General features: G+C 64.9%; 17 protein-coding genes. All 17 read left to right on the top strand.

Annotated features, from left to right (window positions below):
• Positions 1 to 439: 439 nt before the first annotated feature.
• Positions 440 to 3,355 (top strand): monovalent cation/H+ antiporter subunit A, encoded by a 2,916-nt coding sequence (locus tag HV765_RS05520; RefSeq protein ID WP_054421746.1) that lies wholly within the window; start codon positions 440 to 442, stop codon positions 3,353 to 3,355.
• Positions 3,355 to 3,699 carry a Na+/H+ antiporter subunit C gene (locus tag HV765_RS05515; protein WP_054421748.1) on the top strand — a complete coding sequence of 115 codons (345 nt, stop codon included), beginning with the start codon at positions 3,355 to 3,357 and terminating at the stop codon, positions 3,697 to 3,699. Before HV765_RS05520 ends, HV765_RS05515 begins: the two co-directional genes overlap by 1 nt.
• Positions 3,696 to 5,327 carry a monovalent cation/H+ antiporter subunit D gene (locus HV765_RS05510; protein ID WP_054421750.1) on the top strand — a complete coding sequence of 544 codons (1,632 nt, stop codon included), beginning with the start codon at positions 3,696 to 3,698 and terminating at the stop codon, positions 5,325 to 5,327. Before HV765_RS05515 ends, HV765_RS05510 begins: the two co-directional genes overlap by 4 nt.
• On the top strand, positions 5,327 to 5,809 hold the full coding sequence (locus HV765_RS05505; RefSeq protein ID WP_054421752.1) for a Na+/H+ antiporter subunit E: 483 nt from the start codon (positions 5,327 to 5,329) through the stop codon (positions 5,807 to 5,809). The genes HV765_RS05510 and HV765_RS05505 overlap by 1 nt, the downstream gene beginning before the upstream one ends.
• Positions 5,810 to 5,811: 2 nt before the next feature.
• The gene (locus HV765_RS05500) at positions 5,812 to 6,093 is read left to right on the top strand and encodes a K+/H+ antiporter subunit F (protein WP_175169520.1); all 282 of its coding nucleotides are present in this window, start codon (positions 5,812 to 5,814) and stop codon (positions 6,091 to 6,093) included.
• A complete protein-coding gene (gene mnhG / locus HV765_RS05495) occupies positions 6,090 to 6,431 on the top strand; it encodes a monovalent cation/H(+) antiporter subunit G (RefSeq protein ID WP_054421756.1) in 342 nt (113 codons plus the stop codon). Before HV765_RS05500 ends, mnhG begins: the two co-directional genes overlap by 4 nt.
• A 271-nt stretch (positions 6,432 to 6,702) precedes the next feature.
• Positions 6,703 to 7,230, top strand: a complete 528-nt coding sequence (locus HV765_RS05490; protein ID WP_245636267.1) for a hypothetical protein — start codon at positions 6,703 to 6,705, stop codon at positions 7,228 to 7,230.
• 372 nt (positions 7,231 to 7,602) lie between these two features.
• Positions 7,603 to 8,451: an HAD family hydrolase gene (locus HV765_RS05485; protein ID WP_175169048.1), complete on the top strand. Its 849-nt coding sequence runs from the start codon at positions 7,603 to 7,605 to the stop codon at positions 8,449 to 8,451.
• Positions 8,444 to 8,968, top strand: a complete 525-nt coding sequence (gene tadA, locus HV765_RS05480) for a tRNA adenosine(34) deaminase TadA (RefSeq protein ID WP_175169047.1) — start codon at positions 8,444 to 8,446, stop codon at positions 8,966 to 8,968. Before HV765_RS05485 ends, tadA begins: the two co-directional genes overlap by 8 nt.
• On the top strand, positions 8,965 to 9,951 hold the full coding sequence (locus HV765_RS05475; RefSeq protein WP_175169046.1) for an LD-carboxypeptidase: 987 nt from the start codon (positions 8,965 to 8,967) through the stop codon (positions 9,949 to 9,951). Before tadA ends, HV765_RS05475 begins: the two co-directional genes overlap by 4 nt.
• A 117-nt stretch (positions 9,952 to 10,068) precedes the next feature.
• On the top strand, positions 10,069 to 11,673 hold the full coding sequence (locus HV765_RS05470; protein WP_054421760.1) for an ABC-F family ATPase: 1,605 nt from the start codon (positions 10,069 to 10,071) through the stop codon (positions 11,671 to 11,673).
• Between the two features lie 150 nt (positions 11,674 to 11,823).
• Complete coding sequence (locus HV765_RS05465; protein ID WP_175169045.1) at positions 11,824 to 13,062, top strand: MFS transporter; 1,239 nt, start codon at positions 11,824 to 11,826, stop codon at positions 13,060 to 13,062.
• 163 nt (positions 13,063 to 13,225) lie between these two features.
• Positions 13,226 to 13,996 (top strand): ABC transporter ATP-binding protein, encoded by a 771-nt coding sequence (locus tag HV765_RS05460; RefSeq protein ID WP_175169044.1) that lies wholly within the window; start codon positions 13,226 to 13,228, stop codon positions 13,994 to 13,996.
• 65 nt (positions 13,997 to 14,061) lie between these two features.
• Complete coding sequence (locus HV765_RS05455) at positions 14,062 to 15,060, top strand: ABC transporter substrate-binding protein (protein WP_054421765.1); 999 nt, start codon at positions 14,062 to 14,064, stop codon at positions 15,058 to 15,060.
• Complete coding sequence (locus HV765_RS05450; protein ID WP_175169043.1) at positions 15,057 to 15,830, top strand: ABC transporter permease; 774 nt, start codon at positions 15,057 to 15,059, stop codon at positions 15,828 to 15,830. The genes HV765_RS05455 and HV765_RS05450 overlap by 4 nt, the downstream gene beginning before the upstream one ends.
• Positions 15,831 to 15,846: 16 nt before the next feature.
• Positions 15,847 to 16,650: a transporter substrate-binding domain-containing protein gene (locus HV765_RS05445; RefSeq protein ID WP_054421768.1), complete on the top strand. Its 804-nt coding sequence runs from the start codon at positions 15,847 to 15,849 to the stop codon at positions 16,648 to 16,650.
• A gap of 34 nt (positions 16,651 to 16,684) precedes the next feature.
• Positions 16,685 to 17,272 carry an IMPACT family protein gene (locus HV765_RS05440; protein ID WP_175169042.1) on the top strand — a complete coding sequence of 196 codons (588 nt, stop codon included), beginning with the start codon at positions 16,685 to 16,687 and terminating at the stop codon, positions 17,270 to 17,272.
• Positions 17,273 to 17,323 lie beyond the last annotated feature (51 nt).

The following is a 17,323-nucleotide window of genomic DNA, read 5'->3' as shown; positions in this document are numbered from 1 at the left end:
ATCCCCCTACGGTCAACTCAGGATTCACCCTGCCTCGTGCCAAAATATTTTTTCGGTGTTGCAGCGGTGTCTGAAAATGACGTCAGTTAGGCGAAAAAGCCAAGCCTGACAACAAGATGAACAGATGTCGATTAGCTGTCATTGCGCAATCATTGCGCAGTCATCGTGCTGTCATTAGCCGGGTTCACGCATAAATCTCTGCATAACTTACAAGAATCTGATATTTTTCGGATGAGATTCTTGGCCGGTCTTGCAAGAAAGCTATTGCGTTTGTTTCTGTCTGCGCCGTTCAATGGGCGTTGGTTGATGTCCCCGCGGGGCAACGTGTAGTGCAGCGACGCACCGGGCCAGGGTTCCGTCTTTGTTGTTAATCCCCGGTCTGTTTCGTCTTTCGCTGCCACGTGCTGGCGGGAGGGGGCCCGGACATTCTCGGAACGCCATGTCGCTGATCCTGATCCTCGCTCTGCCGTTTGCCGGCAGCCTGTGCGCCGCGCTGCTGCCTTCCAACGCTCGCAATGCCGAGGCGTGGTTGGCCGGCCTCATCGCGCTGGCCTGTGTGGTTCTGATTGCCAGTCTGTACCCGGAAGTCGCCAACGGCGGCGTGATCCGGGCGGACATGCCCTGGGCGCCCGCCCTGGGCCTGCAATTCACCCTGCGCATGGACGGCTACGCGTGGCTCTTCGCGCTGATCGTCTCCGGCATGGGCGCGCTGGTGGTGCTGTATGCGCGCTACTACATGTCGCCGGAAGACCCGGTGCCGCGCTTCTTCTCCTTCTTCCAGGCCTTCATGGCCGCCATGCTGGGCGTAGTGCTGTCCGGCAACCTGATCCAGCTGGTGTTGTTCTGGGAAATGACCAGCCTGGCGTCGTTCATGCTGATCGCCTACTGGCACCACCGCCTGGATGCCCGCCGCGGCGCGCGCATGGCATTGACGGTGACGGGTGGGGGCGGGCTCTGCCTGCTGGCCGGCGTGCTGATCCTGGGCCATATCGTGGGCAGCTACGACATGGATCGCGTGCTGGCCTCGGGCGATCTCGTCCGCGCCGACCCCTGGTATCCCGCCGTGCTGGTGCTGGTGGCGCTGGGCGCGCTGACCAAAAGCGCGCAATTCCCGTTCCATTTCTGGTTGCCCAACGCCATGGCGGCGCCGACGCCGGTGTCCGCCTACCTGCACTCGGCCACGATGGTGAAGGCCGGCGTGTTCCTGCTGGCGCGGTTCTGGCCGGTGTTGGCAGGTACGGATCAATGGTTCTGGATCATTGGCGGAGCAGGGCTGATCACACTGGTGCTGGGCGCGTACGCCGCCATCTTCCAGCAAGACATGAAGGGCGTGCTGGCGTATTCCACGATCAGCCATCTGGGCCTGATCACGCTGCTGCTGGGCTTGAACAGCGAGCTTGCGCTGGTGGCCGCCATTTTCCACATGATCAACCACGCCACCTTCAAGGCGTCGCTGTTCATGGCGGCGGGGGTGGTCGACCATGAAACCGGCACGCGCGACCTGAGCCGCTTGTCGGGCCTATATAAAGCCATGCCCATTACCGCCACCTTAGCGATGGTGGCGGCGGCGTCGATGGCTGGGGTGCCGCTGCTGAACGGCTTCCTGTCCAAGGAAATGTTCTTCGCCGAAACCACCTTCGTCAGCGGCGACCGCTTTACCGAGATCGGCCTGCCGCTGATGGCGACCATCGCTGGCGCGTTCAGCGTGGCCTATTCGCTGCGCTTCATTCTGCAAGTCTTCTTCGGCCCGCCGGCGACGGATCTGCCGCGTGCGCCGCACGAGCCGCCGCGCTGGATGCTGTTCCCCAGCGCATTGCTGGTGTTCATGTGCCTGTTGGTGGGCGTGGTGCCAGGCCTGACGGTCGGCCCGTTCCTGGCGACCGCCGCGCGCAGCATCCTGGGCGAGAACATGCCCGAATACAGTCTGGCCGTCTGGCACGGGGTGAATCTGCCGCTGGTGATGAGCATGGTCGCAACCGCTGCGGGCGTGCTGCTGTATCTGGCGTTGCGGGCGCATCAGCGCGCCAACCCCGGCCGCGTGCCGTTCATCTATCGCCTGGATGGCCGGCGCACGTTTGAGGCCTTGCTGGACGGCTCCAGCGTGGCCGCTGCCTGGCTGCTGCGTTGGGTGTCATCCACGCGCCTGCAAGTGCAGATGCTGCTGATCGTGCTGGGGGCCTTGTTCGTGGCCTGGCTGCCGCTGCGCGGCGGCGGCTGGCTGGATGGCACCGAACGCATGTCGGCTATTGACCCGGCCTTTGCGCTGATGTGGGGGGTGGGCGCGGCCTGCGCGCTGGGCGCCGCCTATCAGGCCAAATACCACCGTCTGGCGTCGCTGGCCCTGGCCGGTGGCGCGGGGCTGATCACCTGCCTGACCTTCGTCTGGTTCTCGGCGCCTGACCTGGCGTTGACCCAGTTGTCGGTTGAAGTCGTCACCGTGGTGCTGTTGCTGCTGGGCCTGCGCTGGCTGCCGCGCCGGATTGAACAGGACGACGAAGAAACCCTGAAGGCCACGTTGCGCGCCCGCGGCCGCCGCCTGCGCGACTTGCTGATGGCCACGGCCGCCGGCACGGGCATGGCGGCGTTAGCTTACGCCGTGCTGGTGCGCCCGCAAGGCGACACCATTTCGTCCTACTTCGTAGACCGCGCGCTGCCTGACGGCGGTGGCACCAACGTGGTGAACGTGATTCTGGTGGACTTCCGCGGCTTCGATACCTTTGGCGAAATCACGGTGCTGGGCATCGTGGCGCTGACCGTCTACGCGCTGCTGCGCCGCTTCCGTCCGGCCGCCGAAAGCGCCGACCTGCCGCGCCAGCAAAAGGAACAGGATGGCGGCGTGCCGGCCGCACCCGATATCAAGTCGGTAGTGCCGACGGGGTCGATGATGGTGCCGACGGTGCTGGTGCGCCTGTTGCTGCCTACCTCGGCGCTGATCTCGGTCTACTTCCTGCTGCGTGGCCACAATCAACCGGGCGGCGGTTTTGTGGGCGGCCTGATTTTCGCCACCTCCGTCATCCTGCAATACATGGTGGGCGGCGTGTACTGGGTGGAATCGCGCAGCCGCCTCAACCCGCAGAACTGGATCGGCCTGGGCCTGCTGGCGGCAGGCGCCGCGGCGGTCACGGCGTGGCTGGCGTACAAGCCGTTCCTGGCCGCGCTGGCCTGGGATGTGTCGCTGCCGGTGATCGGCCATATTCATTTGTCCAGCGTGCTGCTGTTCGACCTGGGCGTATACATGCTGGTCGTTGGCTCCACCGTGCTGGTGCTGGTGGCGCTGGCTCACCAATCGCTGCGCGCACAACGCAAGGCCGCCGCCGAGATGCAAGCGGCCGCCGCACAAACAGGGGAAGCCTGATGGAATTGATTTATGCCATTGCGATCGGTGTGTTGGCGGGCTCGGGCGTCTGGCTGCTGCTGCGTCCGCGCACCTTCCAATTCATCATGGGCCTGTCGCTCGTTTCCTATGCGGTGAACCTGTTCATCTTCGGCATGGGCCGGCTCACGTCGGGCCGCCCGCCGGTGCTGGACCCCGCCACGGCGCATGACCCTTCCTGGTACGCCGACCCCTTGCCGCAAGCACTGGTGCTGACGGCCATTGTGATCGGCTTCGCCACCACCGCGTTGTTCCTGGTTGTTCTGCTGGCCTCCCGCGGCCTTACGGGTACCGACCACGTTGATGGACGGGAGTCCCAATCTTGAGTTTCTGGCTTCAACACCTTCCAATTCTGCCGATCATCACGCCGCTGGTTGCGGGCGCGGTGATGCTGTTGCTGGCCGATACCAGCCGCTACACGCGGGGCGCCATTTCAATGGTTGCGACCCTGGCGCAACTGGCGGCCGCCATCGCCTTGCTGGTGGTGGCGGGCGGCGGCGTGCCAGACGTTTGGCCGACCGGGGTAGGGGTCTACCTGGTGGGCGATTGGCCGGCGCCCTTCGGCATCGTGCTGGTCGTCGACCGCCTGGCCGCCGTCATGCTGACGCTGACCGCCGTGCTGGGCCTGGCGACGCTGACCTACGCGCTGGCCCGCTGGGACCGCGCAGGCGTCCATTTCCATTCGCTGTTCCAGTTCCTGCTGATGGGCCTGAACGGCGCCTTCCTGACGGGCGACCTCTTCAACCTGTTCGTGTTCTTCGAAGTGCTGCTGGCAGCCTCCTATGGCCTGCTGCTGCATGGCTCGGGCGTGGCGCGCGTCAGCGCCGGCCTGCAATACATCGCCGTGAACCTCGTGGCGTCGTTCCTGCTGCTGATCAGCATCGCGCTGATCTATGGCGTCACCGGCACCTTGAACATGGCCGACCTGGCCCTGCGTGCCGGCAATCTGGCGGGCCCCGACCGCATGCTGTTCGAAGCCGGCGCAGCCATTCTGGGTGTGGCCTTCCTGGTGAAGGCGGGCGCGTGGCCGCTGAACTTCTGGCTGGTCAAGGGCTACGGTTCGGCCGGTGCGCCCATTGCGGCCATGTTCTCCATCATGACCAAGGTCGGCATCTATGCGCTGTTGCGCATCGGCTCGCTGCTGTTGCCCTCGGGCGCGCCCGCGGCCTTCAGCCTGGACTGGATGTTCGCAGCGGGTCTGGCTACGCTGCTGTTCGGCGCGCTGGGCCTGCTGGCCACGCAGCAGCTGGAGAAGATGGTGGGCTACTGCGTCATCGTCTCGGCCGGCACGCTGCTGACGGCGCTGGGCATGCCGGGCGTCACCTTGACCGGTCCCGCGCTGTTCTACCTGATCAGTTCCGTGCTGACGACGGGCGCGTTCTTCATGCTGGCTGAACTCATCGAACGCACGCGCAGCTTCGGCGCGAACGTGCTGGCCGTGACGCTCGACGCGTTCGACCTGGACGACCCAGCCTCGGTCAACCGGTCCGACGACGTGGTGGGCGTGGCCATTCCGGCGGCCATGGCTTTTCTGGGGCTGGCCTTCATTTGTTGCGCCTTGCTGGTGACGGGCTTGCCGCCCTTGTCGGGTTTCGTGGCCAAGTTCTCGCTGTTGTCGGCGGCGGTGTCCGCCGCCACGGAATCCGCACCGCCGATGGACGCGTGGATTCTGGTGGCCGCCGTGCTCGTGTCGGGCCTGGCGGGCCTGATCGGCTTGAGCCGCACGGGTATTCGCGTGTTCTGGGCCAGCGACGATCGCAGCACGCCGCGTCTGCGCGTGATCGAAGCGGGTCCGGTGGCCGTGCTGCTGCTGTTGTGCGTGGGCCTGGCGGCGGGCGCAGGCCCGGTGTCGGCCTACCTGGACGACGCGGCGCGCTCGCTGGATCAACCCAAGTCTTATATTGATGCCGTCATGTCCGCGCAGACCGTGCGCGGCGCTCAAGGAGGAAGCTGATGCGCCGTGTTTACTTCCTTTTCCTGCCTGTATTCCTGTTCGTCCTGTGGCTGGTGCTGAACGAAAGCCTGTCGGCCGGGCAGATCGCGCTGGGCGCGGCGTTGGCGCTGTGGTTCACCTGGGCTGCATCCCGGCTGCGTCCGCTGCATGCGCGTCCGCACCGGCTCTGGAAGGCCGTGCCCCTGTTCCTGCACGTGACGGTCGACATCATCAAGTCGAACATTGCCGTGGGCAAACTGATCCTGAACCCCCGGCGAAACGATTTTTCGCCCGGCTTCATCATGATCCCGCTGACGATGCGCGACCCGCACGGCCTGGCGATGCTGGCCTGCATCGTCACCTATACCCCTGGCACTGTCTGGGTCGACCTGACGCCCGATCACAGCCTGAAGCTGCACGTGCTTGATCTTCAGAACGAAGACGACTGGGTCAAGCTGGTGCAGGAGCGCTACGAGCGCCCGTTGATGGAGATGTTTGAATGACTATGAACACCGCACTGTATTGGGCGGCGTCCTTCGCCCTGGTGTGTTTCGCGCTGGGCATGGTGTTTGCCGCGATCCGCCTGCTACGCGGGCCCACCGCGCAGGACCGCGTGCTGGCGCTGGACACGCTGTATATCAACGGCATGCTGACCATGCTGGTCTTCGGCATCCGCTCGGGCTCGCCGCTGTACTTCGACATCGCGCTGCTGATCGCCTTGTTCGGCTTCGTCGGTTCCACTGCGATGGCGCGCTTCCTGTTGCGCGGCGAGGTGATCGAGCCATGATCGAGGCCACCATCCCCCTGTGGGCCGGCATTCCCGCCTGCATCCTGCTGGTGTTGGGCGGCTTGCTGGCGCTGACCGGCTCGGCCGGCCTGCTGCGCTTTCGCTCGTTCTACGCCCGCATCCACGCGCCTACCTTGGGCAACACACTGGGTTGCGGCTGCGTGCTGGCTGCATCGATCCTGGTGTTCTCGGCCTTGTCCGCGCGTCCGGTGTTTCACGAAGTGATCATCACGCTGCTGCTGGTGGTGTCGTCGCCCGTGACGGCAATGCTGCTGATGCGCGCCGCGACCTACCGCAAGCGCCTGACCAAAGCCGACGCCGACCTGGACGCCCGCTAGCACTGGTAACAAGCGCCACGGCTTGTGAACGGCGCACGCCGTGCTGCGCCGCGGAATTGAACGCAACAGGGGCCAACCGCCCCTGTTTTTTCGTCTGGATTTCCGTCTGGCCCCCGGCCTGCGCAAATTCGGTGCCTGATACGACAACTTACGAATTCATGTTGCTCGACATGTCCCCGGCGCGGCATCGTGGGATAGTGGATTCCAAGCAAGCGGCGTGACCGCTGTCGGGTCACTGCCGTTTTCGGTTCAATTCTTAAAGGAGCTGGCCATGAACAAACGACCCATGCATACCAAACGCCTTGCGGCATCCCTTTGCGCGGCGGGCTTGATGTTGGCCGCGGGAGCGGTCCACGCGGCGGATGCCATCGGCCGCGCCGGCATCCAGTCCCAGTACGAACAGGATGTGGCCAAGTGCAAAAGCGGCAACACCAACCAGGACCGCGCAACCTGCATGCGCGAAGCCGGCGCCGCGCGCGATGAAGCCAATCGCCAGAATTTGAAGGATGGAAGCACGGACCAGCATCAGCAGAACATGGTTGACCGCTGCAACCGGCTGCCCGCCACCGCGCGGCAGGACTGCCTGACCCAGATGTCGTCGCCCACCAACGTGCGCGGCAGCGTGCAGGGCGGCGGCGTGCTGCGCGAAACCGTGATCCAGGTGCCGGCCGGCAGCGTGCCGCCTCCGGCGCCGGGCATGGCGCCGCCTCCGCCCGCATCGGGCATGGCGCCTCCGCCTCCCGCCCCGGGCTCGGTGCCGCCCGCTACCGGCACGATGAACGCGCCGATGCGTCAATAAACGCGGGAAGGGCGCGCGGCCACGGGCGTAACGTGGCCGTGCGCAGGTGCAGCCCATACCCGCGCCCATTCCTGAGCTTGCGGCCCGATCATGGCCGAAGCGCAAGCGCCACCAGCAAGCGCCACCAGCAAGCGCCACCAGCAAGCGCCACCAGCAAGCAACACCGGCAAGCAATACCGGCAAGCAAAACCGGCAAGCAACACCAGCAAGCAACACCGGCAAGCAACACCGGCAAGCAATACCCACAAGCAACACCGCGCACAGCCGCCACCACATTCAGGCAAAATGGCGGCTGTGCGCTTTTTTGCGCCGTCCGTTTGCGTCCTTTCGCGCCCGCCGTTTCGTTTCCACTCGTCCTTATCCCCCAATTCCATGTCCGACGTCATCGCCCTGATTTTCGACTTCGACGACACGCTGGCGTCAGACAGCACGTCGGGTTTTCTCGAAAGCATCGGTGTGGACACGGCCTCGTTCTGGAAAGACGAGGTGGACCCCTTGCTGTCGCAGCAAGACTGGGACCCCGTGCCCGCCTATCTGTACAAGATGATCCAGCTGTCGCAGGCCGGCACGCACGGCCTGATCACGCAGCAGCGCTTGAAAGAGTGGGGCGCCCGCCTGGACTTGCATGACGGCGTGCCGACCTTGTTCCAGCGCCTGCGCGCGGCCGTGCGCGCCGAACAGCCGCAAGTGCAGCTTGAGTTCTATCTGATCTCAAGCGGCATTGGCGACGTGGTGCGCTCCACGCCCATCGCGCACGAATTCACCGAGATCTGGGCGTCCGAATTTGTCTACGGCGAAGACGGCGGCATCACGTTCCCGCGCCGTATCGTCAGCTTCACCGACAAGACGCGCTACCTGTTCCACATTCAGAAAGGCATCATCGGGCGCGACTTCCGCAACAAGCCCTTCGAGGTCAACCGCAAGGTGCCCGAAGACCGTTTGCGCGTCCCGTTCGACCAGATGGTGTTCGTGGGCGACGGCTATACCGACATCCCGTGCTTCTCGCTGATCCGCCGCGCAGGCGGTTTTGCGTTCGGCGTCTGGGACCCTAAGCATCGCGACAAGCGCAGCCGCGCCTGGGGCTTCATCGAAGAAGGGCGGGTGTCGAACCTGAACCAGGCCCGCTACGACGAAGAAGCGGAGCTCTACCAATGGCTGGAAGAGGCCGTGACCAGCCTGGCCGGCCGCATCGCCCTGAAATCTCGGGTGTACCGTGGTTGAGGTCGACGGCACTGCCGACGCCACTGCCGCCGCGTTTTCGGCCTGGACCGAAGAAGACGCCCGCTACATCCGTCTGGCCCTTGAAGAAGCGCAGGCCGCGTACGACATCGGCGAAGTGCCGGTGGGCGCGCTGGTTGTGTCGGCCAAGGGCGAGATCCTGGGGCGTGGCTACAACCGCACCATCATCGACCACGACCCCACTGCGCACGCCGAGATCGTCGCCTTGCGCAACGCGGCGCGCCAGCTGGAAAACTACCGTCTGCCCGGCATCACCGTGTACGTCACGCTGGAGCCTTGCGTCATGTGTATCGGCGCCATGCTGCATGCGCGGCTCGCGCGCGTCGTGTTCGGCGCCTACGACCCGAAGACCGGCGCGTGCGGCAGCGTGCTGGACGTGGGCGCGGTCCCGAAACTCAATCATCACACTTCAGTCACCGGCGGCGTGCTGGCGGAACCCTGCGGCGACCTGCTGCGCCGGTTCTTCCGCGAACGCCGCGCCAAGGAATCCATCGCATGAGCACCCCTACGCATGACCACGATCACGGCCCCACCTGCGGGGATGATTGCGGGCATGACCACAGCCATGATCACGCCCACTCGCTGCCGGACGCGCGTGGCATCTACCTGATCTCGCCGTCTTCGGCCGTGCGCGACCCGGCCACGGTGGAACTGGCGCGCGAACGCTTGCAGCAGCAAGGCTTCAAGACCGCGCTGGACCGCACTGCCTTGGCCGAGCATCAGCGCTTTGCCGGCACGGACGCCCAGCGTCTGGCCTGCCTGACGCGCGCCACCAAGCAGAAGCTGCCGATCGTCATGGTGACGCGCGGCGGCTACGGCATGGGCCGGCTGCTGGACCAGATCGACTGGAAGGCCATGGCCGACAGCGGCAAGCGCTTCGTGGGCTTGAGCGACTTCACCGCGTTCAACCTGGGCCTGCTGGCCAAAACCGGCGCGGTCAGCTATTCCGGCGCGACCGCCGTGGCGGACTTCGGCGGCAAGAAAGTCGACGACCTGACCGAAGCGCTGTTTGGCGAAGTCATGCGCGGCGAACTGGAAATCTTGAGCTTCGAAACGCAGGACGCCGACGCCGTCGACGCCCGCGGCATCCTGTGGGGCGGCAACCTGGCGATGGTGACATCGCTGATCGGCACGCCCTACATGCCGAAGATTCGCGGCGGCATTCTGTTCCTGGAAGACGTGGCCGAACATCCGTACCGCGTCGAACGCATGCTGATCCAGCTGTGGCAGGCGGGCATCCTGGCCAAACAAAAGGCCATCGTGCTGGGCCGTTTCACCGATTACAAGCTGGCGCCGCACGACAAGGGCTACGACCTGCATGAAGTCGTGGCGTGGCTGCGCAAGACGGTCAAGGTGCCGGTCATCACCGGTTTGCCCTACGGCCACGTGGCCACCAAGGCCACCTTGCCGATCGGGCAGAAGGTGGGCATTGCCACCGAAAAGGGCCTGGCGCATCTGGTGCTGGACGAACACCACCACTGATCGCCGCAGTCAGCGTCACCCTTACGGGTCCCGCGCAAGCCGGACCCGTAAAGTCATTTGCTACACTATCGGGTTTCCTCGCATGCGTCTTCGGACGCCTACAGACTCAAATACACCGTGATATCCACAGCCAATCTCACCATCCAGTTCGGTCCCAAGCCCCTTTTCGAGAACGTCAGCGTCAAGTTCGGGGAAGGCAACCGGTACGGGCTGATCGGGGCCAATGGGTCCGGTAAGTCTACGTTCATGAAGATCATCGGCGGCGACCTCGAGTCCTCCGGTGGCAACGTGTCGCTGGAGCCGGGCGTGCGCCTGGGCAAGCTGCGCCAGGACCAATTCGCGTTTGAAGACCTGCGCGTGCTGGACGTCGTCATGATGGGCCACACCGAAATGTGGGCCGCCATGTCCGAGCGTGACGCGATCTACGCGAACCCGGAAGCCACCGAAGACGACTACATGCGCGCGGCCGACCTGGAAGCCAAGTTCGCCGAGTACGACGGCTACACCGCCGAAGCGCGCGCAGGCGAATTGCTGCTGGGCCTGGAAATTGCCGTTGACCAGCACAACCTGCCGATGCGCGAAGTGGCCCCGGGCTGGAAGCTGCGCGTGCTGCTGGCGCAGGCGCTGTTCTCGAACCCCGACGTCCTGCTGCTGGACGAGCCCACCAACAACCTGGATATCAACACCATCCGCTGGTTGGAAAACGTGCTCAACGGCTACCAGAGCACGATGATCATCATCAGCCACGACCGCCACTTCCTGAACCAGGTGTGCACGCACATGGCCGACGTGGACTACGGCGAAATCCGCATTTACGCGGGCAACTACGACGACTACATGCTGGCCTCCACCCAGGCCCGCGAACGCCTGGTGTCCAACAACGCCAAGGCCAAGGAACGCGTCGCCGAACTGCAAGACTTCGTGCGCCGCTTCGCCGCCAACAAGTCGAAGTCGCGCCAGGCGACCTCGCGCTTGAAGCAGATTGACCGCATCAAGGCCGACCAGGTCGTGGTCAAGCCGTCGTCGCGCCAGAACCCGTACATCCGTTTCGAGCAGAACAAGGTCATGCACCGTCTGGCCGTCACGGTTGAAAACCTGACCAAGGCGTACGACGCGCCCGTCATCACCAAGTTCTCGGCCATGGTCGATGCGGGTGAAAAGATCGCCATCATCGGCGCGAACGGCGTGGGTAAGACCACCTTGCTGCGCCTGCTGGCCACCGAATTGCAGCCGGATTCGGGTTCGGTGAAATGGTCCGACAACGCCGACCTGGGCTACATGGCGCAGGACGTGTCCGACCAATTCCTGCAAACCGACATCAACCTGCTGGACTGGATGGGCGACCACCGCCAGCCGGGTGACGACGACCAGTCGATCCGTTCGGTGCTGGGCCGCCTGCTGTTCTCGGCGGATGATCTGCCCAAGGCGCCCAAGGTGCTGTCGGGCGGCGAAAAGAACCGCATGACCTTCGGCCGCCTGATGCTGGGCCGGCACAACGTCATGCTGCTCGACGAGCCCACCAACCACTTGGACATGGAATCGATCGAATCCCTGCAATTCGCACTGGAAAAGTACGAAGGCACGCTGGTGTTCGTGTCGCATGACCGCGAATTCGTGAGCGGCCTGGCCACCCGCGTGATCGAAATCCTGCCGTCTGGCGAGATCATCGACTACCGCGGCGGCTACGAAGACTATCTGGAATCGCGCGGCATCGAAGCCTGATGATTTCCGCCTGAAGTCATCCAGCACGGCGCGTCCCTCAGGGGCGCGCCGTGTTGTTTTCAGCCCGCCGATGTTCAGCAAGCTGCAATATTGATTGCGCTATCATCGGGTTTACCCTGAACCGTTCGGTCAGGCAACTCCACGCCTCCCATGTCTCCCACACCGCATACCGCGCCCGACGGCGCGCAGATCAGCACGTTCACGCTGACGGCTCGCATTGTTTCCATCGCGTTCTTCACCTTCATCTGCTACCTGGCCATCGGCCTGCCGCTGGCCGTGCTGCCGGGCTACGTGCATGACAACCTGGGCTATGGCACCGTGCTTGCGGGCTTGGCGATCAGCGTGCAGTACGTGGCGACTTTGCTTAGCCGCTCGCACGCGGGCCGCATGGCCGATACGGTGGGCCCTAAGCAGACGGTGGTGATCGGCATGGTGGCCTGCGCGGCCAGCGGCGTGTTCCTGTTGTTGGCCTATGCGTTTGAACGCAGCGCCTGGCTGAGCCTGAGCGCCATCATCGTCAGCCGGCTGGCGCTGGGCTTTGGCGAAAGCTGGGTGGGCACCGGGTCAGCGACCTGGGCGATTGCCCGCGTCGGCCCGCTGCATACCGCGCGCGTCATTTCCTGGAACGGTATCTGCACCTACGGCGGCCTGGCGTTGGGCGCACCGTTGGGCGTGCAGCTGGAAAAGGAATGGAGCATGGGCGCGCTGGGCGGCGCGGTGCTGCTGCTGGGGCTGGCGGGCTTGGGCTTGGCGGTGTCGCGCGCGGCGGTCGCTATCGTGGGCGGCCATCGCATGGCGTTCAAGAGTGTGGTGCTGCGTGTCTTCCCGCACGGGATGGCGCTGGGGCTAGGTTCCGTGGGTTTCGGCACGCTGGCGGCCTTTGTGGCGCTGTATTACACCAGCATGTCCTGGGAGGGCGCGGCGCACGCGCTCAGCGCATTCGGCTGCGCCTTCATCGGCGTGCGTCTGCTGTTCGCGGGCACCATCACGCGCTTTGGCGGCTTCCGCGTGGCGCAGGTGTCGTTCCTGGTTGAGGCGGCGGGTTTGCTGCTGCTGTGGCTGGCGCCCAATCCCACCGCCGCGCTGCTGGGCGCCGCGCTGACGGGCTGCGGCTTCGCGCTGGTCTTCCCGGCGATTGGCGTGGAAGCGGTGGCGCGTGTGCCGGCCGGCAGCCGTGGTGCGGCGCTGGGCGCGTACTCGGCATTCCTGGACTTGGCGCTGGGCGTAACCGGCCCCGTCGCCGGGTATATCTCCAGCGGCTACGGCTATCCGTCGATCTTCCTGTCCGCCGCGCTGGCGGTGCTGATCGGCTTCATGATCGCGTTTGGCCTGCAACGGCACGCCAATCGGCAAGCGGCTGCCGTGTCGACGCCGGCTTCGGCAGGGTGATCGCAGCGCCCTGGGTGGGGGCGAGGCGCGCGCGGATGCGTCGTGGCGGGAAGTGGTTGGATATAACCTGAAGATGTAAAGACATTCAATATTGATCGTTTGAATTCATATAACGAATTGTTAGATTTAGGCCTCGTCTCCACGCGCGCCCACGATTCGTTCCATGAACCTGACCTTCGACCACGTCCACAAACACTTCGGCGACCTGCCCGTTGTGGATGGCTTTACCAGCGAAATCAAGACCGGTGAATTGGTCGCCCTGGTCGGCCCGTCGGGCTGCGGCAAATCCACGCTGCTGCATCTGGCGGCCGGCCTGGAAAAGCCGACGCAAGGCAGCGTGTTGGCCGACGGCCAAGCCGTGGCCGGCCCGCATCCCAGCCGCACGCTGGTGTTCCAGGAACACGCGCTGTACCCGTGGCTGACCCTGGAAGACAACGTGGCGCTGGCGCTGGAATTCCAGAACACGCCCAAGAAGCGCGCTCGCGAAGCCGCCCGCCACTGGCTGGCGCGCGTCAGCCTTGGCGGCTTCGAACACTATTACCCCCATCAGGTGTCCGGCGGCATGCGCCAACGCGCCGCGCTGGCCCGCGCGTTCATCGCGCAGCCCAAGACGATGCTGATGGACGAACCCTTCGGTGCGCTTGACGCGCTGACTCGCCTGAGTCTGCAAGATGTGCTGCGCCAATTGATCGCCCAGGAAAAGCCCACGGTGCTGCTGGTTACGCACGATGTGGACGAAGCCTTGTTCCTGGCCGACCGCATCGTCGTCTTCAGCCCGCGCCCGGCGCGCGTGCTGCGCGAATTCAATCTGGCGCATCGAGAAAAAACGCACGACCTGTCGGACCTGGCTGCTGAAAAGCGCGAAATCCTGCGCCTGCTGGGCATCGCGGTCGACGGTTCGCAAGCGCATTCTGATCTGGCCCTGGCGGCCTGACGTCCTCTTCCATCTGTGGCGGCGCTGCGGCGTCGCCGACCTTGAATTCCCTGGAGCTCCCTCTCATGAAATTGAAGCAATGGCTGTCTCTGCCGCTGGCGGCTGCGCTGCTGGCCGCGGCCCCCGCAATGGCTGCCGAAAAATTCCGCGTGGGCTATCTGCGCGTGATGGACGACGCGCAAGCGATCGTGGCGCAAGAGGGCGGCTTCTACAAAAATGCGGGCCTGGATTCCGAACTCATCGAGTTCAAGTCAGGCACCGATCTGATCAAGGCGATTGTCGGCGGCCAGCTCGACATCGGCGTGCTGGGCTTCACCAACGCGGTGGCGTGGGCCTCCAAGGGCGCTGACCTGAAAGTGGTGGGCGGCGCGCAGCAGGGCTATCACTCGCTGATCGTGCGTGACGATTCCGGCATCAAGGACATCGCCGGCCTGAAGGGCAAGACGCTGGCATCGCAAGCCGAAGGCAGCACGGCCGACGTCGTGTTGAAGGGCGTGGTGCTCAAGCAGGGCAATCTGGGCGCAGACGACGTCAACGTCATGGGCGTGAGCCCGGCCGTGGCGGTGCAATCGCTGGTGGGCAAGCGCGTGGACGCGGCCTTCCTGTTTGAACCCTATGACCGCATCGCGCAGCTGGTGGCGCCGGTCAAGCAGATCTATGAAGTGGGTCAGGCCTGGCCGTTCCCGTGCATGGTCGTGATCACGTCGGGCGAAACGCTGGCCAAGCGCAAGGATGACGTCTGGAAGGCGCTGGACGCGCAGAACCAGGCCATCACGCTGCTGCAAAAGGAACCGGCGCAAGCGTCCAAGCTGATCGCGTCGTACTTCATTGCCGAGCCCACGCTCAAGACGCTGACCCGTGGCGAACTGCCGCGCGAAACGGTGATTGCCGAAGCCATCAGCACGCAGGTGTTCACGCCGAAGCTGACGCAGAAGGACACCGCGCGCATGCAGGAAATTGCCGACATCCTGCAAGCCCAGGGTTCGCTGAAGACGCGCGACGGCAAGCCGTATGACGTGTCCAGCATCGTTGATTTGTCCTGGCAAGAGGCGCGCAAACTTTGAGCTCGTCTACCCGAGTGACCGGCGCCCGCAAGCATTTTGCGGGCGTTTTGGGCGTCCTGTTCATTCTTGCGTTGTGGCAGCTGGCGGCGTTCGCGTTGCCTGATTTCCTGATGCCGGGCGTGCCTGCGGTGGTTGAACGCCTGTTCGAAGACCTGGGCAAGCAATCGTTCCATCAAAGCCTGCTGGGCACCTTGGGCCGCCTGGGCGCGGGCTACGGCTTGGCGTTGGCGGCGGGCATCGGCTTTGGCCTGGTGGCTGCGGTGCTGTTCTTCTTTCGCGAAGTGCTGCGCAGCGCGATCGTCATTCTGCAATCGATTCCGTCGATTGCGTGGGTGCCGCTGTTCCTGATCGTGATGGGCTTTGGCAACACGCCCATCATCGTGGTGGTGGCGCTGTCGGCGTTCTTCCCGGCCGCGCTCAGCGTCATGAACGCCACCGAATCCGTGCAGCGCGTGCACGTGTCGGCCGCGCGCGTCATGGGCGCCACGCGCTGGGGGCTGGTCAAGCGCGTGTACCTGCCCGCCGTCATGCCCGAGCTGATCACCGGCGCGCAACTGGCGTTTGGCAATGCGTGGCGCGCGTTGATTTCGGCCGAGATGCTGATCGGCTTCGGCAAGGGCCTGGGCCGTTCGCTGGCGTATTCAGGCGAGATCGCCGACATGACCGGCGTGATGACCAACATTCTGGTCATTGCCGTGCTGGCCGCGCTGATCGATCAGTTCGTGCTTGAAAACCTCAAGCATCGGCTGCTGCGCTATCAGTACGTGTAAGCATCGGACACGCATCATGCGCCGCCTTTCCCTTGCTCTGCTGACCGCATGCGCCTTGCTGACCGGCATGGCGCATGCGCAACCCGCTGGCTTTGCCGCCGCGAAAGCGCGCGGTGAGTTGGTGGTGGGCGTGCCGTATCTGGCCCCGCCTCCCGTGGCGGGCGCAAAGATCCGCACGCCCGATGGGCTGGACGCAAACATGGCCGACAAGCTCGGCCAGAGCCTGGGGCTGCCGGTGCGCTTGCATCAGGTGGCCGCGGCAGACGCGGCCGCGGCCTTGTCCGCAGGGCAGGTGGATGTGGTGCTGGCGGATAGCGCCGCCGGCCAACCGCAAGCCGTGGCAGTGCAGCCCACGGGCTACGGCACGCGGCCCAAGGCCGTTATCCGCAGCGACACGCGCTGGCGCAAGCCGTCTGATGTGCAAGGCCGCAGCGTCTGCATGGCCGAAGCGGCTACTGATGCCCGCAAGCTCGCCGAGAGTTGGGGCGCGGTGGTGCGCACGTACCGCGTGCCGTCGGATGCATTGGTCGCGGTGCGTGAAGGCGCGTGCGATATCGGTCTGGTGGACGACACCGTCTGGGAACCGCTGGTGCGCTTTCCCGAATGGAAAAAATTCTCTTCGACCTTGGCTCCCGATGGCGCGCGCCGCGATCGCGTATGGCTGCTACCCGCCCATGACGCCGCGGGCCGCGCCTGGCTGGCGGACGAAATGCGGGCCTGGGATCGCGCGGGCGCCTGGAAAGCGATGACGGCGAAATGGGCGCGCGACGTCGCCTTCGACGTCTATCTGGACCAGGAAGTCCCCGACTGCCACGGCTAGAGACGCGCGTGCGCCAGCACTTACAATGCCGGGCATGACGCACACGTTGACCGCTCCTTGCTCGTATCAGGAAGACATCAAGAAAAGCCGCTTTGTCGGTTACGCCGCGCCGGTCGCCACGGTGGACGAGGCGATGCGATTCTTTGCCGAGCGCAGCGACCCCGAAGCCACCCACAACTGCTGGGCCTACCGCATCGGGCAGGAATACCGATTCAACGATGATGGCGAACCCGGCGGCACGGCCGGCCGTCCCATTCTGCAAGCCATCGAAGGGCAGGACATGGACCGCGTGGCGGTGCTGGTCGTGCGCTGGTATGGCGGCATCAAGTTGGGGGCGGGCGGCTTGGTGCGGGCCTACGGCGGCTGCGCCGCGAATTGCCTGCGCCTGGGCGAACGCACCGAAATCGTGGACCTGGCAACCGTGACCTGCACGTGCGGCTTTGCGGAACTGGCGCTGCTGAAGTCGCGCTTGGCGCAGGCGGGCGCGGTGGTGCAGCAGGAAGATTTCAATGAAGAGGGCGTGGCGCTGTGCTTCGTGGTGCCGCGCACTGCGGTAAGTGACCTGGAGGTCACCGTCGCCAACATCACGCGCGGGCGCTCGGCCTGGGAACTGGTGTCGTGACCCGGACCTGAATGAATCCCGCGCAACAATGAAAAGGGACCCGCTGTCGGG

It is taken from the genome of Achromobacter kerstersii (genome assembly GCF_902859595.1).
In the GTDB taxonomy this organism is placed as follows: domain Bacteria; phylum Pseudomonadota; class Gammaproteobacteria; order Burkholderiales; family Burkholderiaceae_B; genus Achromobacter; species Achromobacter kerstersii.
Note: the sequence above shows the minus strand (reverse complement) of the source record. Positions and strands in the feature narration are given on the sequence as shown.

Bases quoted from the DNA above. Each gene is read 5' to 3' on its own strand.
- HV765_RS05515 (WP_054421748.1), top strand. From the start codon at position 3,355: ATGGAATTGATTTATGCCATTGCGATCGGTGTGTTGGCGGGCTCGGGC.
- HV765_RS05505 (WP_054421752.1), top strand. From the start codon at position 5,327: ATGCGCCGTGTTTACTTCCTTTTCCTGCCTGTATTCCTGTTCGTCCTG.
- HV765_RS05500 (WP_175169520.1), top strand. From the start codon at position 5,812: ATGAACACCGCACTGTATTGGGCGGCGTCCTTCGCCCTGGTGTGTTTC.
- HV765_RS05475 (WP_175169046.1), top strand. From the start codon at position 8,965: ATGAGCACCCCTACGCATGACCACGATCACGGCCCCACCTGCGGGGAT.
- HV765_RS05520 (WP_054421746.1), top strand. From the start codon at position 440: ATGTCGCTGATCCTGATCCTCGCTCTGCCGTTTGCCGGCAGCCTGTGC.
- HV765_RS05455 (WP_054421765.1), top strand. From the start codon at position 14,062: ATGAAATTGAAGCAATGGCTGTCTCTGCCGCTGGCGGCTGCGCTGCTG.
- HV765_RS05485 (WP_175169048.1), top strand. From the start codon at position 7,603: ATGTCCGACGTCATCGCCCTGATTTTCGACTTCGACGACACGCTGGCG.
- HV765_RS05460 (WP_175169044.1), top strand. From the start codon at position 13,226: ATGAACCTGACCTTCGACCACGTCCACAAACACTTCGGCGACCTGCCC.
- HV765_RS05465 (WP_175169045.1), top strand. From the start codon at position 11,824: ATGTCTCCCACACCGCATACCGCGCCCGACGGCGCGCAGATCAGCACG.
- HV765_RS05440 (WP_175169042.1), top strand. From the start codon at position 16,685: ATGACGCACACGTTGACCGCTCCTTGCTCGTATCAGGAAGACATCAAG.
- HV765_RS05490 (WP_245636267.1), top strand. From the start codon at position 6,703: ATGAACAAACGACCCATGCATACCAAACGCCTTGCGGCATCCCTTTGC.
- HV765_RS05445 (WP_054421768.1), top strand. From the start codon at position 15,847: ATGCGCCGCCTTTCCCTTGCTCTGCTGACCGCATGCGCCTTGCTGACC.
- mnhG (WP_054421756.1), top strand. From the start codon at position 6,090: ATGATCGAGGCCACCATCCCCCTGTGGGCCGGCATTCCCGCCTGCATC.